The organism is Mycobacterium sp. SMC-17 (assembly GCF_045310915.1).
GTDB lineage: Bacteria > Actinomycetota > Actinomycetes > Mycobacteriales > Mycobacteriaceae > Mycobacterium.
Genome location: NZ_JBJIAK010000060.1, coordinates 14,532 through 31,098 on the forward strand (window position 1 = coordinate 14,532; position 16,567 = coordinate 31,098).

17 protein-coding genes are annotated in these 16,567 nt (G+C 66.2%); 11 read left to right on the top strand and 6 right to left on the bottom strand.

Annotated features, from left to right (window positions below; genetic code table 11):
- Nucleotides 1–21: 21 nt before the first annotated feature.
- From ACJH7A_RS26535 to ACJH7A_RS26545, 3 genes are read left to right on the top strand one after another with little or no spacing between them, the layout of a single operon-like run.
- Complete coding sequence (locus tag ACJH7A_RS26535) at nt 22–2,325, top strand: xanthine dehydrogenase family protein molybdopterin-binding subunit (RefSeq protein WP_318986807.1); 2,304 nt, start codon at nt 22–24, stop codon at nt 2,323–2,325.
- Complete coding sequence (locus ACJH7A_RS26540; protein WP_244872792.1) at nt 2,322–2,858, top strand: (2Fe-2S)-binding protein; 537 nt, start codon at nt 2,322–2,324, stop codon at nt 2,856–2,858. Before ACJH7A_RS26535 ends, ACJH7A_RS26540 begins: the two co-directional genes overlap by 4 nt.
- Complete coding sequence (locus tag ACJH7A_RS26545) at nt 2,855–3,838, top strand: xanthine dehydrogenase family protein subunit M (protein ID WP_212806757.1); 984 nt, start codon at nt 2,855–2,857, stop codon at nt 3,836–3,838. The genes ACJH7A_RS26540 and ACJH7A_RS26545 overlap by 4 nt, the downstream gene beginning before the upstream one ends.
- A gap of 12 nt (nt 3,839–3,850) precedes the next feature.
- On the opposite strand, the gene ACJH7A_RS26550 is transcribed toward ACJH7A_RS26545, so the two are convergent.
- The 3 genes from ACJH7A_RS26550 to ACJH7A_RS26560 all read right to left on the bottom strand — a co-directional run bounded on the left by ACJH7A_RS26550 (nt 3,851) and on the right by ACJH7A_RS26560 (nt 6,881).
- Entirely contained in the window at nt 3,851–4,621 is a 771-nt protein-coding gene (locus ACJH7A_RS26550; protein WP_212806758.1) for a hypothetical protein, read from the bottom strand.
- A 7-nt stretch (nt 4,622–4,628) separates the two neighbouring features.
- A complete protein-coding gene (locus ACJH7A_RS26555) occupies nt 4,629–4,949 on the bottom strand; it encodes a DUF732 domain-containing protein (RefSeq protein ID WP_244872791.1) in 321 nt (106 codons plus the stop codon).
- Between the two features lie 135 nt (nt 4,950–5,084).
- The gene (locus ACJH7A_RS26560) at nt 5,085–6,881 is read right to left on the bottom strand and encodes a GAF domain-containing protein (RefSeq protein ID WP_212806760.1); all 1,797 of its coding nucleotides are present in this window, start codon (nt 6,879–6,881) and stop codon (nt 5,085–5,087) included.
- Nucleotides 6,882–6,987: 106 nt separating this feature from the next.
- Between ACJH7A_RS26560 and ACJH7A_RS26565 the strand changes: the two genes are divergently transcribed.
- Genes ACJH7A_RS26565 through ACJH7A_RS26590 form a run of 6 tightly spaced genes read left to right on the top strand, consistent with a single transcriptional unit; the run spans nt 6,988 to nt 13,570 of the window.
- A complete protein-coding gene (locus ACJH7A_RS26565; protein ID WP_212806761.1) occupies nt 6,988–8,478 on the top strand; it encodes an aldehyde dehydrogenase in 1,491 nt (496 codons plus the stop codon).
- A 30-nt stretch (nt 8,479–8,508) separates the two neighbouring features.
- Nucleotides 8,509–9,864 (top strand): MFS transporter, encoded by a 1,356-nt coding sequence (locus ACJH7A_RS26570; RefSeq protein WP_212806762.1) that lies wholly within the window; start codon nt 8,509–8,511, stop codon nt 9,862–9,864.
- A complete protein-coding gene (locus ACJH7A_RS26575) occupies nt 9,861–11,051 on the top strand; it encodes an FAD binding domain-containing protein (protein ID WP_212806763.1) in 1,191 nt (396 codons plus the stop codon). Before ACJH7A_RS26570 ends, ACJH7A_RS26575 begins: the two co-directional genes overlap by 4 nt.
- Nucleotides 11,052–11,079: 28 nt before the next feature.
- Nucleotides 11,080–11,517: a hypothetical protein gene (locus ACJH7A_RS26580; protein WP_212806764.1), complete on the top strand. Its 438-nt coding sequence runs from the start codon at nt 11,080–11,082 to the stop codon at nt 11,515–11,517.
- Complete coding sequence (locus tag ACJH7A_RS26585) at nt 11,514–12,482, top strand: amidohydrolase family protein (RefSeq protein WP_212806765.1); 969 nt, start codon at nt 11,514–11,516, stop codon at nt 12,480–12,482. Before ACJH7A_RS26580 ends, ACJH7A_RS26585 begins: the two co-directional genes overlap by 4 nt.
- Nucleotides 12,482–13,570, top strand: a complete 1,089-nt coding sequence (locus ACJH7A_RS26590) for an NADH:flavin oxidoreductase/NADH oxidase (protein WP_212806766.1) — start codon at nt 12,482–12,484, stop codon at nt 13,568–13,570. Before ACJH7A_RS26585 ends, ACJH7A_RS26590 begins: the two co-directional genes overlap by 1 nt.
- A gap of 120 nt (nt 13,571–13,690) precedes the next feature.
- Here ACJH7A_RS26590 and ACJH7A_RS26595 read toward each other — a convergent pair whose 3' ends face one another.
- Nucleotides 13,691–14,152 (bottom strand): nuclear transport factor 2 family protein, encoded by a 462-nt coding sequence (locus tag ACJH7A_RS26595; protein ID WP_212806767.1) that lies wholly within the window; start codon nt 14,150–14,152, stop codon nt 13,691–13,693.
- Nucleotides 14,153–14,246: 94 nt separating this feature from the next.
- Between ACJH7A_RS26595 and ACJH7A_RS26600 the strand changes: the two genes are divergently transcribed.
- Complete coding sequence (locus ACJH7A_RS26600; RefSeq protein ID WP_212806768.1) at nt 14,247–14,807, top strand: TetR/AcrR family transcriptional regulator; 561 nt, start codon at nt 14,247–14,249, stop codon at nt 14,805–14,807.
- A gap of 21 nt (nt 14,808–14,828) precedes the next feature.
- On the opposite strand, the gene ACJH7A_RS26605 is transcribed toward ACJH7A_RS26600, so the two are convergent.
- Nucleotides 14,829–15,245, bottom strand: coding sequence for a DUF5313 domain-containing protein (locus ACJH7A_RS26605; protein ID WP_212806769.1), 417 nt, complete (start codon nt 15,243–15,245; stop codon nt 14,829–14,831).
- A 219-nt stretch (nt 15,246–15,464) separates the two neighbouring features.
- Here ACJH7A_RS26605 and ACJH7A_RS26610 point away from each other — a divergent pair, with 219 nt between their 5' ends.
- Nucleotides 15,465–15,953 (top strand): MarR family winged helix-turn-helix transcriptional regulator, encoded by a 489-nt coding sequence (locus ACJH7A_RS26610; RefSeq protein ID WP_212806770.1) that lies wholly within the window; start codon nt 15,465–15,467, stop codon nt 15,951–15,953.
- A 108-nt stretch (nt 15,954–16,061) separates the two neighbouring features.
- Here the strand turns inward: ACJH7A_RS26610 and ACJH7A_RS26615 are convergent, their stop codons facing one another.
- The gene (locus ACJH7A_RS26615) at nt 16,062–16,430 is read right to left on the bottom strand and encodes a hypothetical protein (protein ID WP_212806771.1); all 369 of its coding nucleotides are present in this window, start codon (nt 16,428–16,430) and stop codon (nt 16,062–16,064) included.
- Nucleotides 16,431–16,567: the final 137 nt, after the last annotated feature.

Consider the following 16,567-nt stretch of genomic DNA (forward strand, 5'->3'; position numbering starts at 1 on the left):
ACGCGCAAAGGCAGGGTGAGAGTGACAGGCGATGGAGCAATCGGCCGACCGGTGAGCCGGGTCGAGGGACGCGACAAGGTGACCGGCGGCGCGCGCTACACGGCCGATACCGCAGTGCCCGGCGTGCAGTACGCGGTGCTGGTGCAGTCCACCGTGTCGCACGGTCGCATCATCGCCGACTCTTTGGCGGCCGCCGCGACGCGCGCCCAATCCGCCCCGGGAGTGACCTGCGTCCTCACGCCCTTGAATTGCCCTACTCTGCAGCATCTTCCAGTCGACCTGACGTGGGATCTGCCGCTGGAGCGACGGCCACCGCTGTCGGATCTGACGGTCCAACACAGAGGCCAGCACGTGGCTCTGGTGGTCGCCGATACCCTGGAGAACGCGCAGTTCGCCGCGGCGTTGATAGACGTGAGCTACGAGGAACAGCCCGCGCTCCTGACGGCGCGCGATGTGCTCGCGGCACGGGACTTGCCGACCAGCGATGACGGGGTCGTGCGCAGCGGCACCTACCGACCCGATCATTTCGTCAAACTCGAGGACGAGAAGCTCCAGGACCACCGTGGCCCGGCCGATGAGCCGGCCGACGGCATCAAGATCGCTTCGCGCTACACGACGCCCGAGAATGCCCACTACGCCATCGAGCTGGCCGCCACGATCGCGAGCTGGGACGGTGATCTGCTGACCGTGCACGACACGACGCGGTGGATCGCCGGTGAACGGCTCGCTCTCGCAGCATATTTGGGCATCCCGGTCGACAACGTGCGGATCATCGCCCCGCTGGTCGGTGGAGCGTTCGGTTCCAAGAGTTTCTTGTGGATGCATGTCGTGCTGTGCGCGTTGGCTGCGCGAGTGACCGGACAACCGGTCAAGATGGTCCTCAGCCGCGCCCAGATGTTCACCTCGACCGGACACCGTCCGCCAACCGAGCAGCAGGTGCGGCTGGTCGGCGATGCTCACACCCGACTGACCAGCATCGAGCACCACACGCTCACCGAGACGTCGACAATCGCGCACTTCTGCGAACCGGCCGGCATCAGCACACGGTTCCTCTACCGATCACCCCGAATGGTCGTCTCGCACACGGTCGCTCGGGTACATTCCCCCACTCCATGTTTCATGCGCGGCCCCGGCGAAGCACCTGGACTGTTCGCTCTGGAGGTCGCCATGGACGAGCTGGCCCACGAGCTCGACGTCAACCCGCTGCAGCTGCGCATCACCAACTATGCCGGGGACGATCAAGCCACCGGACGCCCGTGGTCCGACGAGAATCTGCTGCGGTGTTACCGGGAGGGAGCCGATCGTTTCGGTTGGTCGCACCGGCCGTCCGAACCACGGTCGCAGCGCCGCGACGATGTGCTCGTCGGCTGGGGCATGGCGACCGCGACTTATCCGGGGCGTCGCATGCCCGCCGGCTGTCGGGTGCGGACCACGCGCGACGGAATTGTCGAATTCTCCTCAGCCACACACGAAGTCGGGACCGGCGTGCGGACCGTCATGACGCAGATCGCCGCGGATTCCGCGGGATTGCTACTGCCGCAGGTGGCCTTCTTCTCGGGTGATTCCGCCTTCCCGAGCGCCCCGTACAGCGGAGCATCACAAACCACCGCGGCCGTCGGCTCGGCGGTCTACGAGGCCGGTCGGGAATGGAAACGCCGGCTGCTCGAACTTCTCGTCGCCGACGAGCATGCGCCATACGCCGGATGCGACCCGCACACGCTGGATATCCGCGACGGCGAGGTCATCAGCACCGATCCGGAGCTCCCGGTCACCGCGGTCATCCCACTGCTTGCGGCATCCGACAATGCATTTCACGAGCGACTCACCTTCACCAGCACCAGCGACGGGGCGCCGGAAGGCGGCCCCGTGTCGCAATCGTTCGGCGCCCACTTCTGCGAGGTGGAAGTAGATGAGAGCATCGGGCGAGCCACCGTCACCCGGTGGGTCGCGGTCATGGACTGCGGACGCGTCATCAACCCGAAGCTGGCGCGCAGCCAGATCATCGGCGGCATCACCTTCGGTCTCGGCATGGCGCTACTGGAGCAGGTGCCCTACGACCCCGGTACTGGCCACGCCCTCGGCGAGTACTACGTGCCCACTCACGCCGACATCCCGAGGTTCGACATCGCCTTCATCGACAGCGCCGACGACCACCTGAACGCATTCGGCGCCCGCGGCATCGGCGAAATCGGAGTGTGCGGCGTGGCCGCGGCGATCGCCAATGCCGTCTTCCACGCCACCGGTCGCCGGGTACGCGACCTGCCGATCACCATCGAGAATCTGTTGCCCGCGTTCGGCGCAGCGTCCCAGAGGCAATCCATATGAGTGACCACACCATCGAGCTGATCATCAACGGCACCGCCGTCACGGTGGTGGCCGACGTCCGCACCACGCTGCTGGACCTGCTGCGTGAACGCCTGCAACTCACCGGTACGAAGAAAGGCTGCGACCACGGACTGTGCGGCGCCTGCACGGTTTCGGTCGATGGTGCGCGCGTCCTGAGCTGCCTCACCCTGGCCGTGACGATCGAGGGCGCCACCGTCGTGACCATCGAAGGCATCGCCCAAGACGGCCGGCTGCACCCGTTGCAAGAAGCGTTCATCGAACACGACGGATTCCAATGCGGTTACTGCACGCCCGGCCAGATCTGTTCGGCACGAGCGATGCTCGCAGAACACGCGCGCGGGGATCTGTCTGCCGCAACTTTCGACGGTCCGTTCACCGACGTCGCGAATGGACCGGAGACCTTGTCCACCAGTGAAATCCGCGAGCGCATGGCAGGCAACATCTGCCGTTGCGGCGCCTACCCGAACATCGTCGACGCGATCGCGTCCTGTCTGCCCGAGCACCGCCCATGAAGACCTTCGACTTCCACCGCGCGCGCGATGTCGATGACGCCCTCGATCTTGCGTCCCGCACCGGTGCCACCTACTACGCGGGCGGCACAAACCTGCTCGACCTGATGAAGCTCGGCGTCGCGGCGCCGACGGCTGTGGTCGACGTCAGCCGGCTCGGCCTGGATCAGATCACTGCAACCGATGACGGCGGCATCATGATCGGGTCCGGCGTCACCAACAGCGCGATCGCCAACCACGATCTGGTCCGGACACAGTATCCCGTGCTGTCGCAGGCGATCTTGTCCGGAGCGACAACCCAGCTCCGGAACATGGCCACCGCCGGCGGCAACCTGCTGCAACGGACTCGTTGTCCGTACTTCATGGACGCCGAGTTCCCGGCGTGCAACAAACGCCGTCCCGGTTCCGGCTGCGGTGCGCTGCAGGGTTTCAACCGTGAGCACGCACTGTTCGGGACCAGTCAGTCCTGCGTTGCGGTGCACCCGTCCGACATGGCGGTGGCGCTGTCGATGCTCGATGCCGTGGTGCACGTCCGGGCGACCACCGGTTCGCGCAGCATCTCGCTGTCCGATTTCTTCCGGCTTCCCGGGGACGAACCCGACCGCGACAACACCCTGCTACCCGGCGAACTGATCGTCGGTATCCACCTGCCGCCGTCGGAATACGCCCGTCGCAGTTGGTATCTCAAGGTCCGTGACCGGCACAGCTACGCCTTCGCCCTGGTGTCCGTTGCAGTTGGACTGACACTCGACGACGGTATCGTCACTTCAGCGGCCATCTCACTCGGCGGCGTCGCCGCCAAACCGTGGCGCGTACCCGCAGCCGAATCCGCGTTGATCGGTAATGCCCCCGACGACAAGGCTTTTCGAGATGCCGCAGAGATCGCGCTGCGCGACGCTGCTGCGCTGGGCCAGAACCAGTTCAAGATCGACCTCGGGAAGCACAGCGTCCTGCGGGCACTGCACAAGGCCAGTACGCGGTGACGCCGTCCGACGTCACTCGACAAGCTTGCTCAAGCAGTACACCCGCTTCGGGGACGTGAAGACCATCGCCTTCGCCGCAGTGGCGCAGGCCGATTCATCGGTGCTGTCATCGACGCGCTGGGCCACCTTGAACACCCCCGTGTGCGAGTTGGCGATCGCCGGAGCCTGTGCGCATTCGATGTTCCTGACGCTCTTGCCGGTGAGATCCAGCGCGTAGCAGTCACCCTCATGCAGGTTCAGGGCGAAGCACAGGCTCGCAGCCTTGGGATCGTCCTGATTGCTGGTGGCGTAGAAGTACGGGCCCTCCGACGGCGCCTTGCCGTCCGGGCACAGTCCCTTCGAGGTCTCGCCCGCCAATTCGTAGACGGCGTCGGAGGATTCGCAGCTGGTCGAGATGAAATTGAACTTCTCGTAGTCCGAGGTCGTGACGCACTGCCCCGATTTGAGGTGGGAACCGAAGACCGTCGTGGTCTGTAGTCCCTTGCGGGCCATGTTGCCGATGCCGCCGAGTACGACCAGCACCACCACCGCGCCCACGATCCACATCCACGGCTTGATGCCTGACTTGCGCGGCGGCGGCGCATATCCAGGGAACGGGTTCGGGGCACCGTAGTTGGCCTGCGGCTGGCCGGCCCAGGGTTGCGGATTCGGCGCCGGCCAACCCGGCTGGGGTTGCCACGCCTGCTGCCCCGGCGCGGGCGGGATGGGTTGGCCCGGTGGGTTTCCCGGCGGTCCGTGCGGCGTCGGGTCCCATGGGCCTTGCTGCGGTGGCGGTTGCGTCATGGGCTGGTCAGTTCGGGGCAGACGTGCACAAGATGCCGTGCGCAGCTTTCGCCAGCGCGCCGGTCGGACCCGCATCGGCGCCGTACTGCCCGGCCAGCGCGCCGACGACGTCGGGCCGCGACTGGCCACTGAACGCCATCTGACACGCCTGCAGCCCGGCCTGCATGATCGCGTCGTCATCGCCCGGGAAGCCCGCGTTGCGGGCCTGGTTGATGAACCGCTGCTGTTCCGGCGTGAACGGCAGCGGCCACGCTGACGCAGGTCCAGCGGCGGCGACGGACAACGCGGAGACTGCGGCAACCACGCCGGCAGTCAGACGGATCTTCATCGACATCTCTCCCCCCAAAGTGTCTGGACCCGCGGGGTCGCGGGACCTCAACACGACTCAGCCTAATCGCCCCAGACCGGTTCACGGGACCGATCTTCTGAGGGGCGTCCTCGCACCCGCCTGCGCAGTCACGATCTATCTGCCGAGGCCTTGTTCCGCAATGTCATACACGATGAGCGCGGATGAGAACTGCACGCTGACGGTTGGATCGGCCAGGTCCACTGCACACAGCGACTCGATGCGCCGTAGGCGCTGGGCAACCGTATTGGGATGAATCAACAGTTTTTCTGCGGTCGCGGTGCGGTCCAGTTTGCAGGCGAAGTGGGTTCGCAGCGTGGCAACGAGGTCGGTGCGGTGTTTGGCGTCGTAGTCGACGATCGGCGCCAGCGTCCGGTTGGCGAAAGCTGTCAGCTTGGCCGGGTCGTCGAGCTGCAGGAGCAATCCGACGATGCCGAGATCGTCAAGGCTCACAACGGAACCGGTGCGACCCGAACGCACGGAGATCTCGAGCGCACTCCTGGCGACCCGGTAGGCGTCGCCGTAATCGGATCCGTAAACGGGCGACACCGCGACTGTCGCGGAAATGTTCGGCGCGATCCTGGACAACTCCCGCTGAATGATGGCACCCGGGGACTCGTCGCCCTCACGTGGCCAGAGAGCGACCAGCGTTCCGCCATGCATCGCGACCAGCGGGCGCGGCTGACGCCCCGATGCCAGCTCGGTGACAGCGGAGAGCGCACGTTGCCACGCCCGGCGGGTGGCCGACTCGCTGGGGCCGGCGAGGGTGGCGACGACGGCGACGTGGGCGACGGACAGATCGTGGCCCAAGCGTCGCGCACGTTCCCGAATCTGGTCCGACGGCTGACCGCTGCCGGTCAGCACATCGGTCAGCAGTTCGCCACGCACCCGTCGTTCGACCTCGGCGGCGGTCTGCATCCGCAGCAACTCCACCGAGATGACGATGGAGGCGTGCTCTACCGCCCGAATCTGTAGGGGGTCAAGTGAATCGGGGACTCCGGGGAACCAGATGCGGGCTGCGACCTCGCTGCCCAGACGCACCCGTGCGACGAGCCAGCCAGTCGAAGCACCCTGATCGTCGACGGCCTCGCCGACCGTCGACGAGTCTGCTGCGGACTCGGCATCCGTCGTCGCGGTCCGGACTGCGACGGCCGGGTAATCGATGCCGTCGGCTGAGCGCGCGAGCTCGATCTGGCGGGCGTCGTCGATGAGCACGGGCCGGCCGATCAGGTCGCTCAACGCCGCGGCAATCCCGCTGACGCCTCCCGAGCGCAAGGTCACTGCGAGCAACCGTTCGTGGATCTGTTCCGAACGCGCGAGCGCATCGCGTTGCTCCCGTAGCGATTTGGTCAGAGTGCGCAATTCATCGAGCCGGCGCGCCGAAGTCACCGCGATGGCGGCATGGTTGGCGAGCAAGGTCAGCCGCTCGATCTCGTAGCGGGTGAAGGTGTGCACCGAGGCGTAGTAGCCATTGAGTGTTCCCAGCACCTCGGTGCCGGCAATGAGCGGTACGGCGACGATCGCCCGATAGCCCTGCTCTTGTGCCACACCGGCCCAGAGGGCGAATCGGGGTTCAATCCGCACGTCGCGGATAGCCACCGGTTCTCCACTGTGGAAAGCGCGACTCGACGGCGAGGTGCTGTCCAGCCGGATGGGGCGGTCGGAGTTCACCCGTCCGACGTACTCATCCGACAATCCGCTCCAGCCCCGCACGAGCAGTTGCTCGCCGGTGTCGTCGGGGATTAGCACGCCGCAGAAGTCGAAGCCCAGCAGCGTCCGCGCGGTATCGGCGACCAGGCAGAGCACCTCGGCCAGATCGGTCTCAGCACCGGCAAGGGAACTGAGGGTGCGCAACGCTGCCAGCCACGTGACCAGTTCCGCCCCCGGCCGTTCGCGGCCCGTCGACGTCGTCATCCGATCAGTGTGCATCACGAGGAGATGTAGCCACGCACATATTCAGCCGAATAATATGTCTTGCACGACATTGAACGCAGTTGGCGTTGTGATGAGACTCATTGGCATGACCCAAGTCTCACCGGCCCCCACCGTGGTCACGGATGCGCCCCTCACCCCTGTCCGCCACATCCTCAGCCCCGCCACCGGCGCAGTGATCGCCACCGTCCCGGAGCAGGGGGCGCGTGAGGTCGATGCCGCGGTGGCCAAGGCCCGCGCGGCGTTCGAGGACGGGCCGTGGCCGACCATGGTCCGGAGCGAGCGCGCCAAGCTGCTGCTGCGCATCGCCGACGTCATCGAATCCGCCGCCGAGAAGCTCTACACCCTCGAGGCCCAGAACAACGGGCGGCCGATCACCGAAACCCGGGCCCAGCTGTCTCGCGTGCCGGAATGGTTCCGGTACAACGCCGGGCTGCTGGCCGCGCAACGCCAAGCCGTGCTGCCGGGCGACGGGCCCTACCTCACCTATCAGCAGCGGCTACCGCTCGGCGTGTGCGGCATCATCACGCCGTTCAACCATCCGATGCTCATTCTGGCGCGGAGCCTGTCGGCCGCCCTCGCCAATGGAAACACCGTGGTGGTCAAGCCATCTGAGCTGACACCGCTGACGACGCTGGCCCTCGCCGAGATCGTCACCGACGCCGGGCTACCCGACGGCGTGCTCAATGTGATCACGGGCGCGCGCGAGGCGGGCGAGCGTCTCACCGGCCATCCCGACATCGCCAAGATCACTCTCACCGGCGGCACCGAGGCCGGGCGATCAGCAGCCGTCGCGACGGCGTCACGCTTCGCGCGAATCACCGCCGAGCTGGGCGGCAAGACGCCGGTGCTGCTGTTCGACGACGTCGACCCGCAGATCGCCGCCGAGGGTGCAGCCTTCAGCGCGTTCGTCGCGGCCGGCCAGTCGTGTGTCGCAGGGTCGCGATTCCTGGTGCAACGGGGCATCTACGACGAGTTCGTCGCCGCCCTCACTGCGCGCGCCCGGGCCATTCGCGTCGGAGACCCCGCCCTGCCGGACACCCAGATGGGACCGCTCATCAGCGACCGGCAGCGCGACAAGGTCACGGCGCTGATCCGGACCGGCCTCGACCAGGGCGCGACCCTCGCCGCCGGTGGCCAAATACCCTCCCTGCCAAGCCCTTTCGACGGCGGCTTCTACCTCGAACCCACCGTGTTGTCCGACGCCACCATGGACATGACGGTCGCCCGGGAAGAAATCTTCGGGCCGGTCGCCGTGGTCATCCCGTTCGACGGCGAGCACGACGGCGTGCAGATGGCCAACGACAACCCGTACGGCCTCGGTGCCGGAGTGTGGACCACCGATGTGAGCCGCGCCCACCGCGTGGCGGCGCGCATCAACGCGGGCATGGTCTGGGTCAACGACCACCACCGCCTGGAACCGTCCCTCCCCTGGGGCGGCATCAAGGAATCCGGTTCCGGAAAAGACGCCGGCACAGAGTCGTTCGACGACTTCTCCTGGGTCAAGACGATCGTGGTGCGCACCGCTGCCGAGCCCGTCGACTGGTACGGCGGGCAGCCCCAGCGCCGCCTCAACTGACCCACTTCCGACGGCCCGAAAGGCACACCCATGTCCGCAGCACGCTGGCATCACGACATCACCCGAACGCAATGGCTGGTCCTGGCGGGCACCACGCTGGGCTGGGGCCTGGATGGCTTCGCCGGTAGCCTCTATGTCCTCGTCCTCGGCCCCGCCATGAACGAGCTGCTCCCGAACAGCGGCATCGATACCGATGCCGCGGCCATCGGGTTCTACGGCGGCCTGACCGTCGCGCTCTTCCTCATCGGATGGGCGACCGGCGGAATACTTTTCGGCATACTCGCCGACTATTTCGGCCGTACCCGGGTGTTGTCGGCGGGCATCCTCACCTACGCGGCGTTCAGCGCGCTCGCCTTCTTCGCCGACACGTGGTGGCAGCTGGGCGTCCTGCGATTCATCGCAGGCCTCGGATCAGGTGTCGAGGCACCGGTGGGTGCCGCTCTGATCGCCGAGACCTGGCGCAACCGATTCCGGGCCCGCGCCGGCGGCGTGATGATGGCCGGATACGCCGGTGGCTTCTTCATGGCGGCCGCCGCCTATGCACTGCTGGGTGACCACGGCTGGCGCGCCATGATGCTGCTCGCCGGCATCCCGGCCCTGGTGGTGTGGTTCATCCGCCGCTACGTACCCGAGCCACCCGAGATCGGCGCCCACTTGCAAGCACGTCGGGAGCGGAAAGCACTGGGCCACAATCACGTCCACGATCGATTCGTGCTGCGACGCCTGTTCAGCCCGCCACTACTGCACCCCATGCTGGTCTGCACCGCACTGGCCACCGGAGCGCTGATCGCGTTCTGGAGCGTGTCGACGTGGTACCCGCAGATCATCCGGCAGGCGACCAAGGCCGAAGGCCTCCCTTCCGGCGTGGCCGATCACCGGGTCGCGGTGGCCGCGATGCTGTTCAACGCCGGCGGCATAATCGGCTACGCCGCATGGGGTTTCGTCGCCGACGCGATCGGACGCCGGAACGCCTTCGCGATCAGCTTCACGGTCTCGGCCGCCACCATCGCGTGGACGTTTCCGTTCGACCGCAGTCACACCGAGCTGCTCATCGCGATGCCGCTGCTGGGCTTCGGCTTGTTCGGCGCCCTGTCGGGCACCTTCATCTATGGTCCGGAACTCTTCCCGCCCAGTGTGCGTGCCACCGCGCTGGCCGTGTGCAACAGCGTCGGCCGTTACGTCACCGCGCTCGGGCCTCTCACGGCCGGGGTGATCGCCTCGTCGTGGTTCGACGGCAACCTCGGCGTCGCCACCGCCTCGGTGTCGGCGGTAGGCCTGATCGCCGTCATCGGCCTGGCCTTCGCCCGCGAAACCCGCGGGGAACCCATGCCCGTCGACCACCCCACCACCCACACCACCCGGCTCAGCGAAAAGAGCGCATCATGACCGAATACTCCACTGCTTCGGCGATCGTCGTCGGCGGATCCATCGGTGGCCTCACCACCGCACTGTTGCTGCGCGACTTGGGATTCCATGTCGACGTCTTCGAACGCACCCCCACTCCCCTCGACGGTCGCGGCAGCGGCATCGTCCTGCAGCCGGACACCGTGCGCTGGTTCACCGAACGCAGCCGGCAGCACATGGCCGATCTGCACACCGCCACCTCCTACGTGCAATACCTCGACCCCAATGGCGCCACCGTGCACCGGGAGCCCGCCCGCTGGACCTACACCTCGTGGGGCACCTTTTACCGGGCACTGCTCGCCGACTTCGGTACCGAGCACTACCACTACGGCGAATTCGCCTGTGGTTTCAGTCAGGACGAACACACCGCCACGGTGCGGTTCGTCAGCGGCAAGACTGCCAATGCCGACCTCGTCGTCTTCGCCGACGGCATCACCTCACCGGCTCGCGAGCATTTCGATCCCGGTGCCGCACTCACCTACTCCGGCTACGTGGGCTGGCGCGGAACCGTCCCCCTGTCCGAGCTGACAGCCTCCACTCGTGAGGTACTCGGCGACGCCATCACCTACACCGTGATCCCGAATTCGCACATCACGATGTACCCGATTCCGGGTGAACAGAGCCTCGACGAGGCCGACCGGTTGATGAACTACGTCTGGTACCGCAATGTGCCGGCGGGCCCAGAACTCAGCGAATTGCTCATCGACAAAAGAGGATTCAGCGGATCGGTATCGGTCCACCCAGGCCAGGTGCAGGACCGCTTCGTCGACGAACTGCGCACGGCGGCAGCGGCGCAACTCGCACCCGCAGTGGCCGAAGTGGTCGTCAAGACGCCGCAGCCCTACCTGCAGGTGCTGTCGGACGTGCGGTCCTCGCGGATGGCTCTGGGCCGGGCGGCGTTGATCGGCGATGCCGCGTGCGCCTCGCGGCCACATGCGGCCGCCGGAACCGCCAAGGCCGCCGCCGACGCCTGGGCGCTGGCCGATGCGCTGTCCACCTCGGCCGGAGACATCGTGGCAGCCCTGGCCAAATGGGAACCGGCGCAGCTACAGCTGAGCGACAGCCTGCTGCGCCGCGTGGTGGACATGGGCGAACGCTCGCAGTTCCGCAACAGCTGGACACCTGGAGACCCAGACCTGCGATTCGGCCTCTACGGCCCCGGACGCTAAAGCTCTTCACGACGAAAGGAATTCGAAAATGACCGACAACAACTATCTGACCGACCTACCGCTCGCCGGTGAGCTGGTGGCCACCGACTTCGAGAGCTGGCCGGGCTGGCTCAAGACCGAGTTCGCCGAGCACGCCTTCGACGGAAACGTCGGATCCCGCTTGCTGAGCGAGGACTCTCGGGTCCGGGTGTGGGAGATCCGGTTGGCGCCAGGTGAGCGCTGGCACGCCCACCGGCATGTGCTGGACTACTTCTGGACGGCGATCAACGCAGGCAGCAGCCGCCAGCACACCCATGACGGCACCGTCCGCGAAGTCTCCTATCAAGCCGGCGAGACCCGCCACTTCCATTTCGGGCCAGGCGAATTCCTGCTGCACGACATCGAGAACATCGGCGAAACCGAGCTGATTTTCACCACCGTCGAGCATCTCGACAGCGCCAACGACGCGTTGGAGATCGCGCGATGAGACCGCACATCGCCGACGGCGTCATCGACGTTCACGCCCATTGGTTGCCCCGTGCACTGTTCGCACTGCCGCCCGGCGCCCCGTACGGCCCGATGAATGACCGCGACGGCCAGCTGCATCTCGGTGACCTCCCGCTGTCGATCGCCACCGATGCCATGAGCGACGCGACCGCGATCACCGCCGACATGGACCGCGCCGGCGTCGCGGTACGCGTACTTTCCGCGCCTCCGTTCGCTTTTCCGCTCACCGCGGCCGGCGCCGAGTACGCCGGCGCATTCAACACCGCGCTGGCCGATATCGTCGGAACATCCGACGGACGGCTCCTGGGGCTGGGCATCGTCGCCCTGGGCGAACCCGGAGACATCACCTCGCAGTTGACCGCGCTGCGTGACGCCGCAGGCATCGTCGGCGTCGCAATACCGCCGGTGGTCGACGGCGACTCACTGCATCGGGGCGCATTGCGTCACATCGTTTCCGAGGCCGCTCGTCTCGATCTCGCCGTGCTGGTGCATCCCATGCAGATCGGCCGGCCGGAGTGGAGCGACTACTATCTGGCCAACCTCATCGGCAACCCCGTCGAAACCGCCACTGCGGTCGCGAATCTCGTGCTGAGCGGTCTGAAGGACGAACTGCCCGAGTTACGCATTTGCTTCCTGCACGGCGGCGGCTGCGCACCCGGTCTGCTCGGCAGGTGGGACCACGGCTGGCGGGCCCGTGCCGATGTCCGCGCCGCAGGCAGCCGATTGCCGTCCGACGTCGTCGCCGATCTGTATTTCGACACCGTCACCCATGACGCCCCGCAACTCGAACTGCTCGGCAAGATCGCCGGCAAGGACAAGGTGGTCTGCGGCAGCGACTATCCCTTCGACATGGCCGAATCGGACCCGGTACGGTTCGCGGTCAAGTACGGGCCCGACGAGGACGCACTGACCCGAGCGGCCCGAAACTTCCTGGGAGTGAACTGATGTCGACACTCTTTACACCGCTCACCCTCCGAAGTGTCACCTTCGCGCACCGGGCCTGGATGTCGCCGATGATGCAGTTCTCCGGCGTCGCCGACGGACCGGAAGCCGGCACCCCGACCGACTGGCATTTACAGCATTTCGGTGCGCGAGTGGTCGGTGGCGTCGCGCTGGCGATGGTCGAGGCGACGTCTGTGGACCCCGTCGGCCGCAGCAGCGTCTATGACCTCGGATTGTGGGATGACCGCCAGATTCCGGCATTTCGGCGGTTGACGCACTTCATCACCGAGCAGGGTTCGGTGCCGGGCATCCAGATCGTGCATGGCGGCCGCAAGGCAGCCACCGGGCGGCCCTGGCCGGACCCCAGCCGGACTCCCGAATCCTGGACGACGCTGGGCCCCAGCGCCATTGCGTTCGGACATCATCCCGTTCCCGCCGTACTGGACGTCGACGAGATCGAGCGAATCGTGGCGAGCTTCGCCGATTCCGCCCGGCGAGCCGCCGCAGCCGGCTTCCAGGTCCTCGAAATCCATGGCGCCCACGGCTATCTCATTCACCAGTTCCTGTCCCCGCAGTCCAACACGCGCACCGATGCGTACGGCGGATCGCTCGACAACCGGATGCGATTCGCGCTGCAGGTCGCCGAGGCGGTTCGCGCCGCGTGGCCGCAGCATCTGCCCCTGTTTTTCCGGGTTTCCGCCACCGACTGGCTTGCCGGGGACACCGACGACCCGCGACCGGGCTGGACCGTCGCGGACACCGTCGCCCTCGCCGTCGGTTTGAAGAAGGCCGGGGTCGACCTCGTCGACGTATCCAGCGGCGGCGCGATTCCCGATGCCCGCATCCCGGTGGCCCCCGGTTATCAGGTGCCCTTCGCGAAAAGGGTTCGCGCCGAGGCGGATATCTCCACTGCGACGGTCGGACTGATCACCGAAGCCGAGCAAGCCGAAGCGGTCGTCTCCGGCGGCGAGGCCGACGCCGTCTTCGTCGCCCGTGCCCTGCTGCGCAATCCCAACTGGGTCCGCGACGCCGCGCAACACCTCGGGGTGACGCTGCCGCACCCGCCTCAATACTCACGGGGATTCGCGTGAGTTCCCGCGGCGGGCAGGTTCACCTGCCCGCCCTGCCGGCCAATGTGGCCCAGGTGCTGGCATGGGGCGTTTCTCTTGCCTCGGCGTGCGGTGAGCCGGCGGACGGCGCTGGCCCGGCACCTACTGAAGCGGAATCTCGACGCCGCGGTCACGCTCCGGACGCGGGCCGAAGATGCGCCGATCCCCCTCGTTGATTCGCACGTCGTTGATGCTCGCCTCGCGGCGTTCCATCAAGCCGTCCGCGTCGAACTGCCAGAGCTCATTGCCGTAGCTGCGCCACCACTGGCCCGCGGCGTCGTGCCACTCGTACTGGAACTTGACGGCGATGCGGTTCTCGGAGAACGCCCACAGTGTCTTGCGCAGGGCGTAGTCGTGCTCGCGCTGCCACTTGGCGGTCAGGAACGGCACGATCTCTTCGCGACCGGTGACGAACGTGTCCCGGTTCCGCCAGACCGAGTCGGGCGTGTACGCCAGGGCGACACGCTGCGGGTCGCGCGTGTTCCAGGCGTCTTCGGCGGCCTGCACCTTCTGGAGTGCGGTCTCTTTCGTGAACGGCGGGACGGGCGGACGTTGTTCGGACATGACTCCCTCTTTTCTCTTATTGAGAACGTGCGTTCTCTACGCGATTCGACTAGCGTAGGGAACGAGCGTTCTCAACGTCAAGGAGGAAATTCGGATGCCCGCGCCGATCAGCGACGAACAGAAGTCCCGCGACCGCGAGGCGCTGCTGGACGCCACGGAGACCCTCTTCTACGAGCGCGGCATCCAAGCCGTCGGCATGGACGACATCCGAGAGGCGGCGGGGATCGCACTGAAGCGCATCTACGGGCTCTTCACAACCAAGGAAGAACTCATCGTCGCCGTGCTGCAACGCCGCGACCATCGCTGGCGCGGCCGCCTCACCGACTACGTGGAACAGCGCACAGACCCGCGAGAGCGAGTTCTGGCCGTCTTCGACTGGCTGGGGCAATGGTTCGCCGAACCAGGCTTCCGGGGCTGCGCCTGGATCAACGCCTACGGCGAGCTCGGCGCCACCTCGCCGGCAGTCCTGGCCGAAGTACGCGCCCACAAGCAGGCATTCCACGAGCAGATTGCGGGCTGGGTCGCCGCCGCCACCGGGGCACCGCCGGAACCCTTGTGCCTGTTGGCCGAAGGCGCGATCGTGACCGCCGCCATCACCGGCGATACCGAGGCAGCGCAGCGTGCCCGGGAAGCAAGCGAATCCCTCCTGGGATGACGACGGCCGCCGGGCCGCCCGTCAGAACGGTCGGCTGTTCGCCTGCCATTTGGCGGATTCCGGTCGCGGACCGAAACGCTCGACGTAGCGGTCGTGCATCTGCGACTGCTTCTGCCGCAGGACTTCATCGATCAGGTTCGGGTCGAGGCCGTGCTGAGTCAGACGGTAGCGACGCCACACCTTGTTGAGAACGAACGCCATCACGAGGGCCCAGAAGTAGATCGGCAGCGTCATTTCGGAGTGCACGTACACCGATGCCGGCAGCAGCCACAACGGCGCCAGCACGAAGATCGGCGGGATGGCGTACCGGATCATGTGCCGGCGTACGGCGCCGTCGTCGGTCAGGTCCTGCCGAACCCATTCCCGCAGGTGGTCCGGTAAGCGCCGCCCGTAGGCGTAGGTGATGCGCTGCCAGAACGTCGGACTGTCGGCGACCATGACGACTCCTTTGCCTGATGAGGTCGACGAGCACCATGCTCTTCGTACCCTAATAGTTAGGACACTATCATTTAGCTTGCTATTCCACAGGGGTGAAACAACTCACGTACGCCGGCGGCGAGAGACATCGGGCCGGCCGGATCACGCGCCACCGAGAACCCCGTGCCGGGCACTACGACACAAACTGTTAGGGCCCTAATTGGTAATAAGCTGGGCAACATGTCCGCTGTCTCGGAAGACGTCGACCCTCTGGCCCTCGAACGGCAGGTCTGCTTCGCGCTGGCCATCACCAACCGTGCGGTCCTCGCGATCTACCGGCCACTGCTCGAACCGCTCGGGCTGACGCATCCGCAATACCTGGTGCTATTGGCGTTGTGGGACAACGCAAAAGCCAAGCAGGATCCGTTGACCGTCAAGCAGATCGCCGCACTGCTGCAGATGGATTCGGCCACCGTGTCCCCGATGCTCAAGCGGCTCGAGACGCTCGAGCTCATCCGCCGCACCCGCAGCGCGACCGACGAGCGCACCACCCACATCACGCTGACACCGAAAGGCGTCGCGCTACGTCGCCGCGCGCTGAAGATTCCGCCGGCGGTGGTCGAACAATTGGGCGTCGGCCTCGACGAGCTGGAACGCCTGCACGAAGTACTGACCCGAATCAATGCCGCCGCCGTTGCCGCCGGCACACTCACGGCGAAATCCGGGTAGCGGCTGGCAACGCCGGCGGGCGCCGGTTCGAAGGTTGTTGCGACGATGCACCGAAAGCCAGATACCAGTGGCGACGGCCATTGGTGAATGACATCGATCGTGGCGGATTCACTTCAGAAATTTGACGTGGCCGAGGTAATGCAGCGTTTGCCTACCAGGGCGTCGTTTCGCAATAACGCAGACAATCGCGAGCGGTGCCGGCGATCGATTACGACTTTCACCAGACCCCGCCCGATTCCGGAAACCGGCCCCTAACACGCAGTTCACGCAACTATCGGATGACCCGTCCGTGTCGCCCGCCCGATTCAAGATCAAATTCGCGGCTTGCGCCGGAACCCCGCTGAAAATGGTGTGAATATTGTTGGTGAAGCAATAATTGAGATTGCTGTTGTGCACCTGGCGCAGTATCGACCGGCAGAATTTGATGCGCTCGGGCACGAACACGGACTGTTTTGTGCGATCGACCAGAATCGGCACCCCAAAAGGCTATCGTTTTTGCGAGAAAGAGCGGGAGGCACCCGCGACGCACCGATATCGGGCTCTTCGCAGTTGAGGGTGTAGAGGTCATCGGCGCGTCGTTGCCGGGATAGGGGTCGAGGTCTCTCGAAGATGAA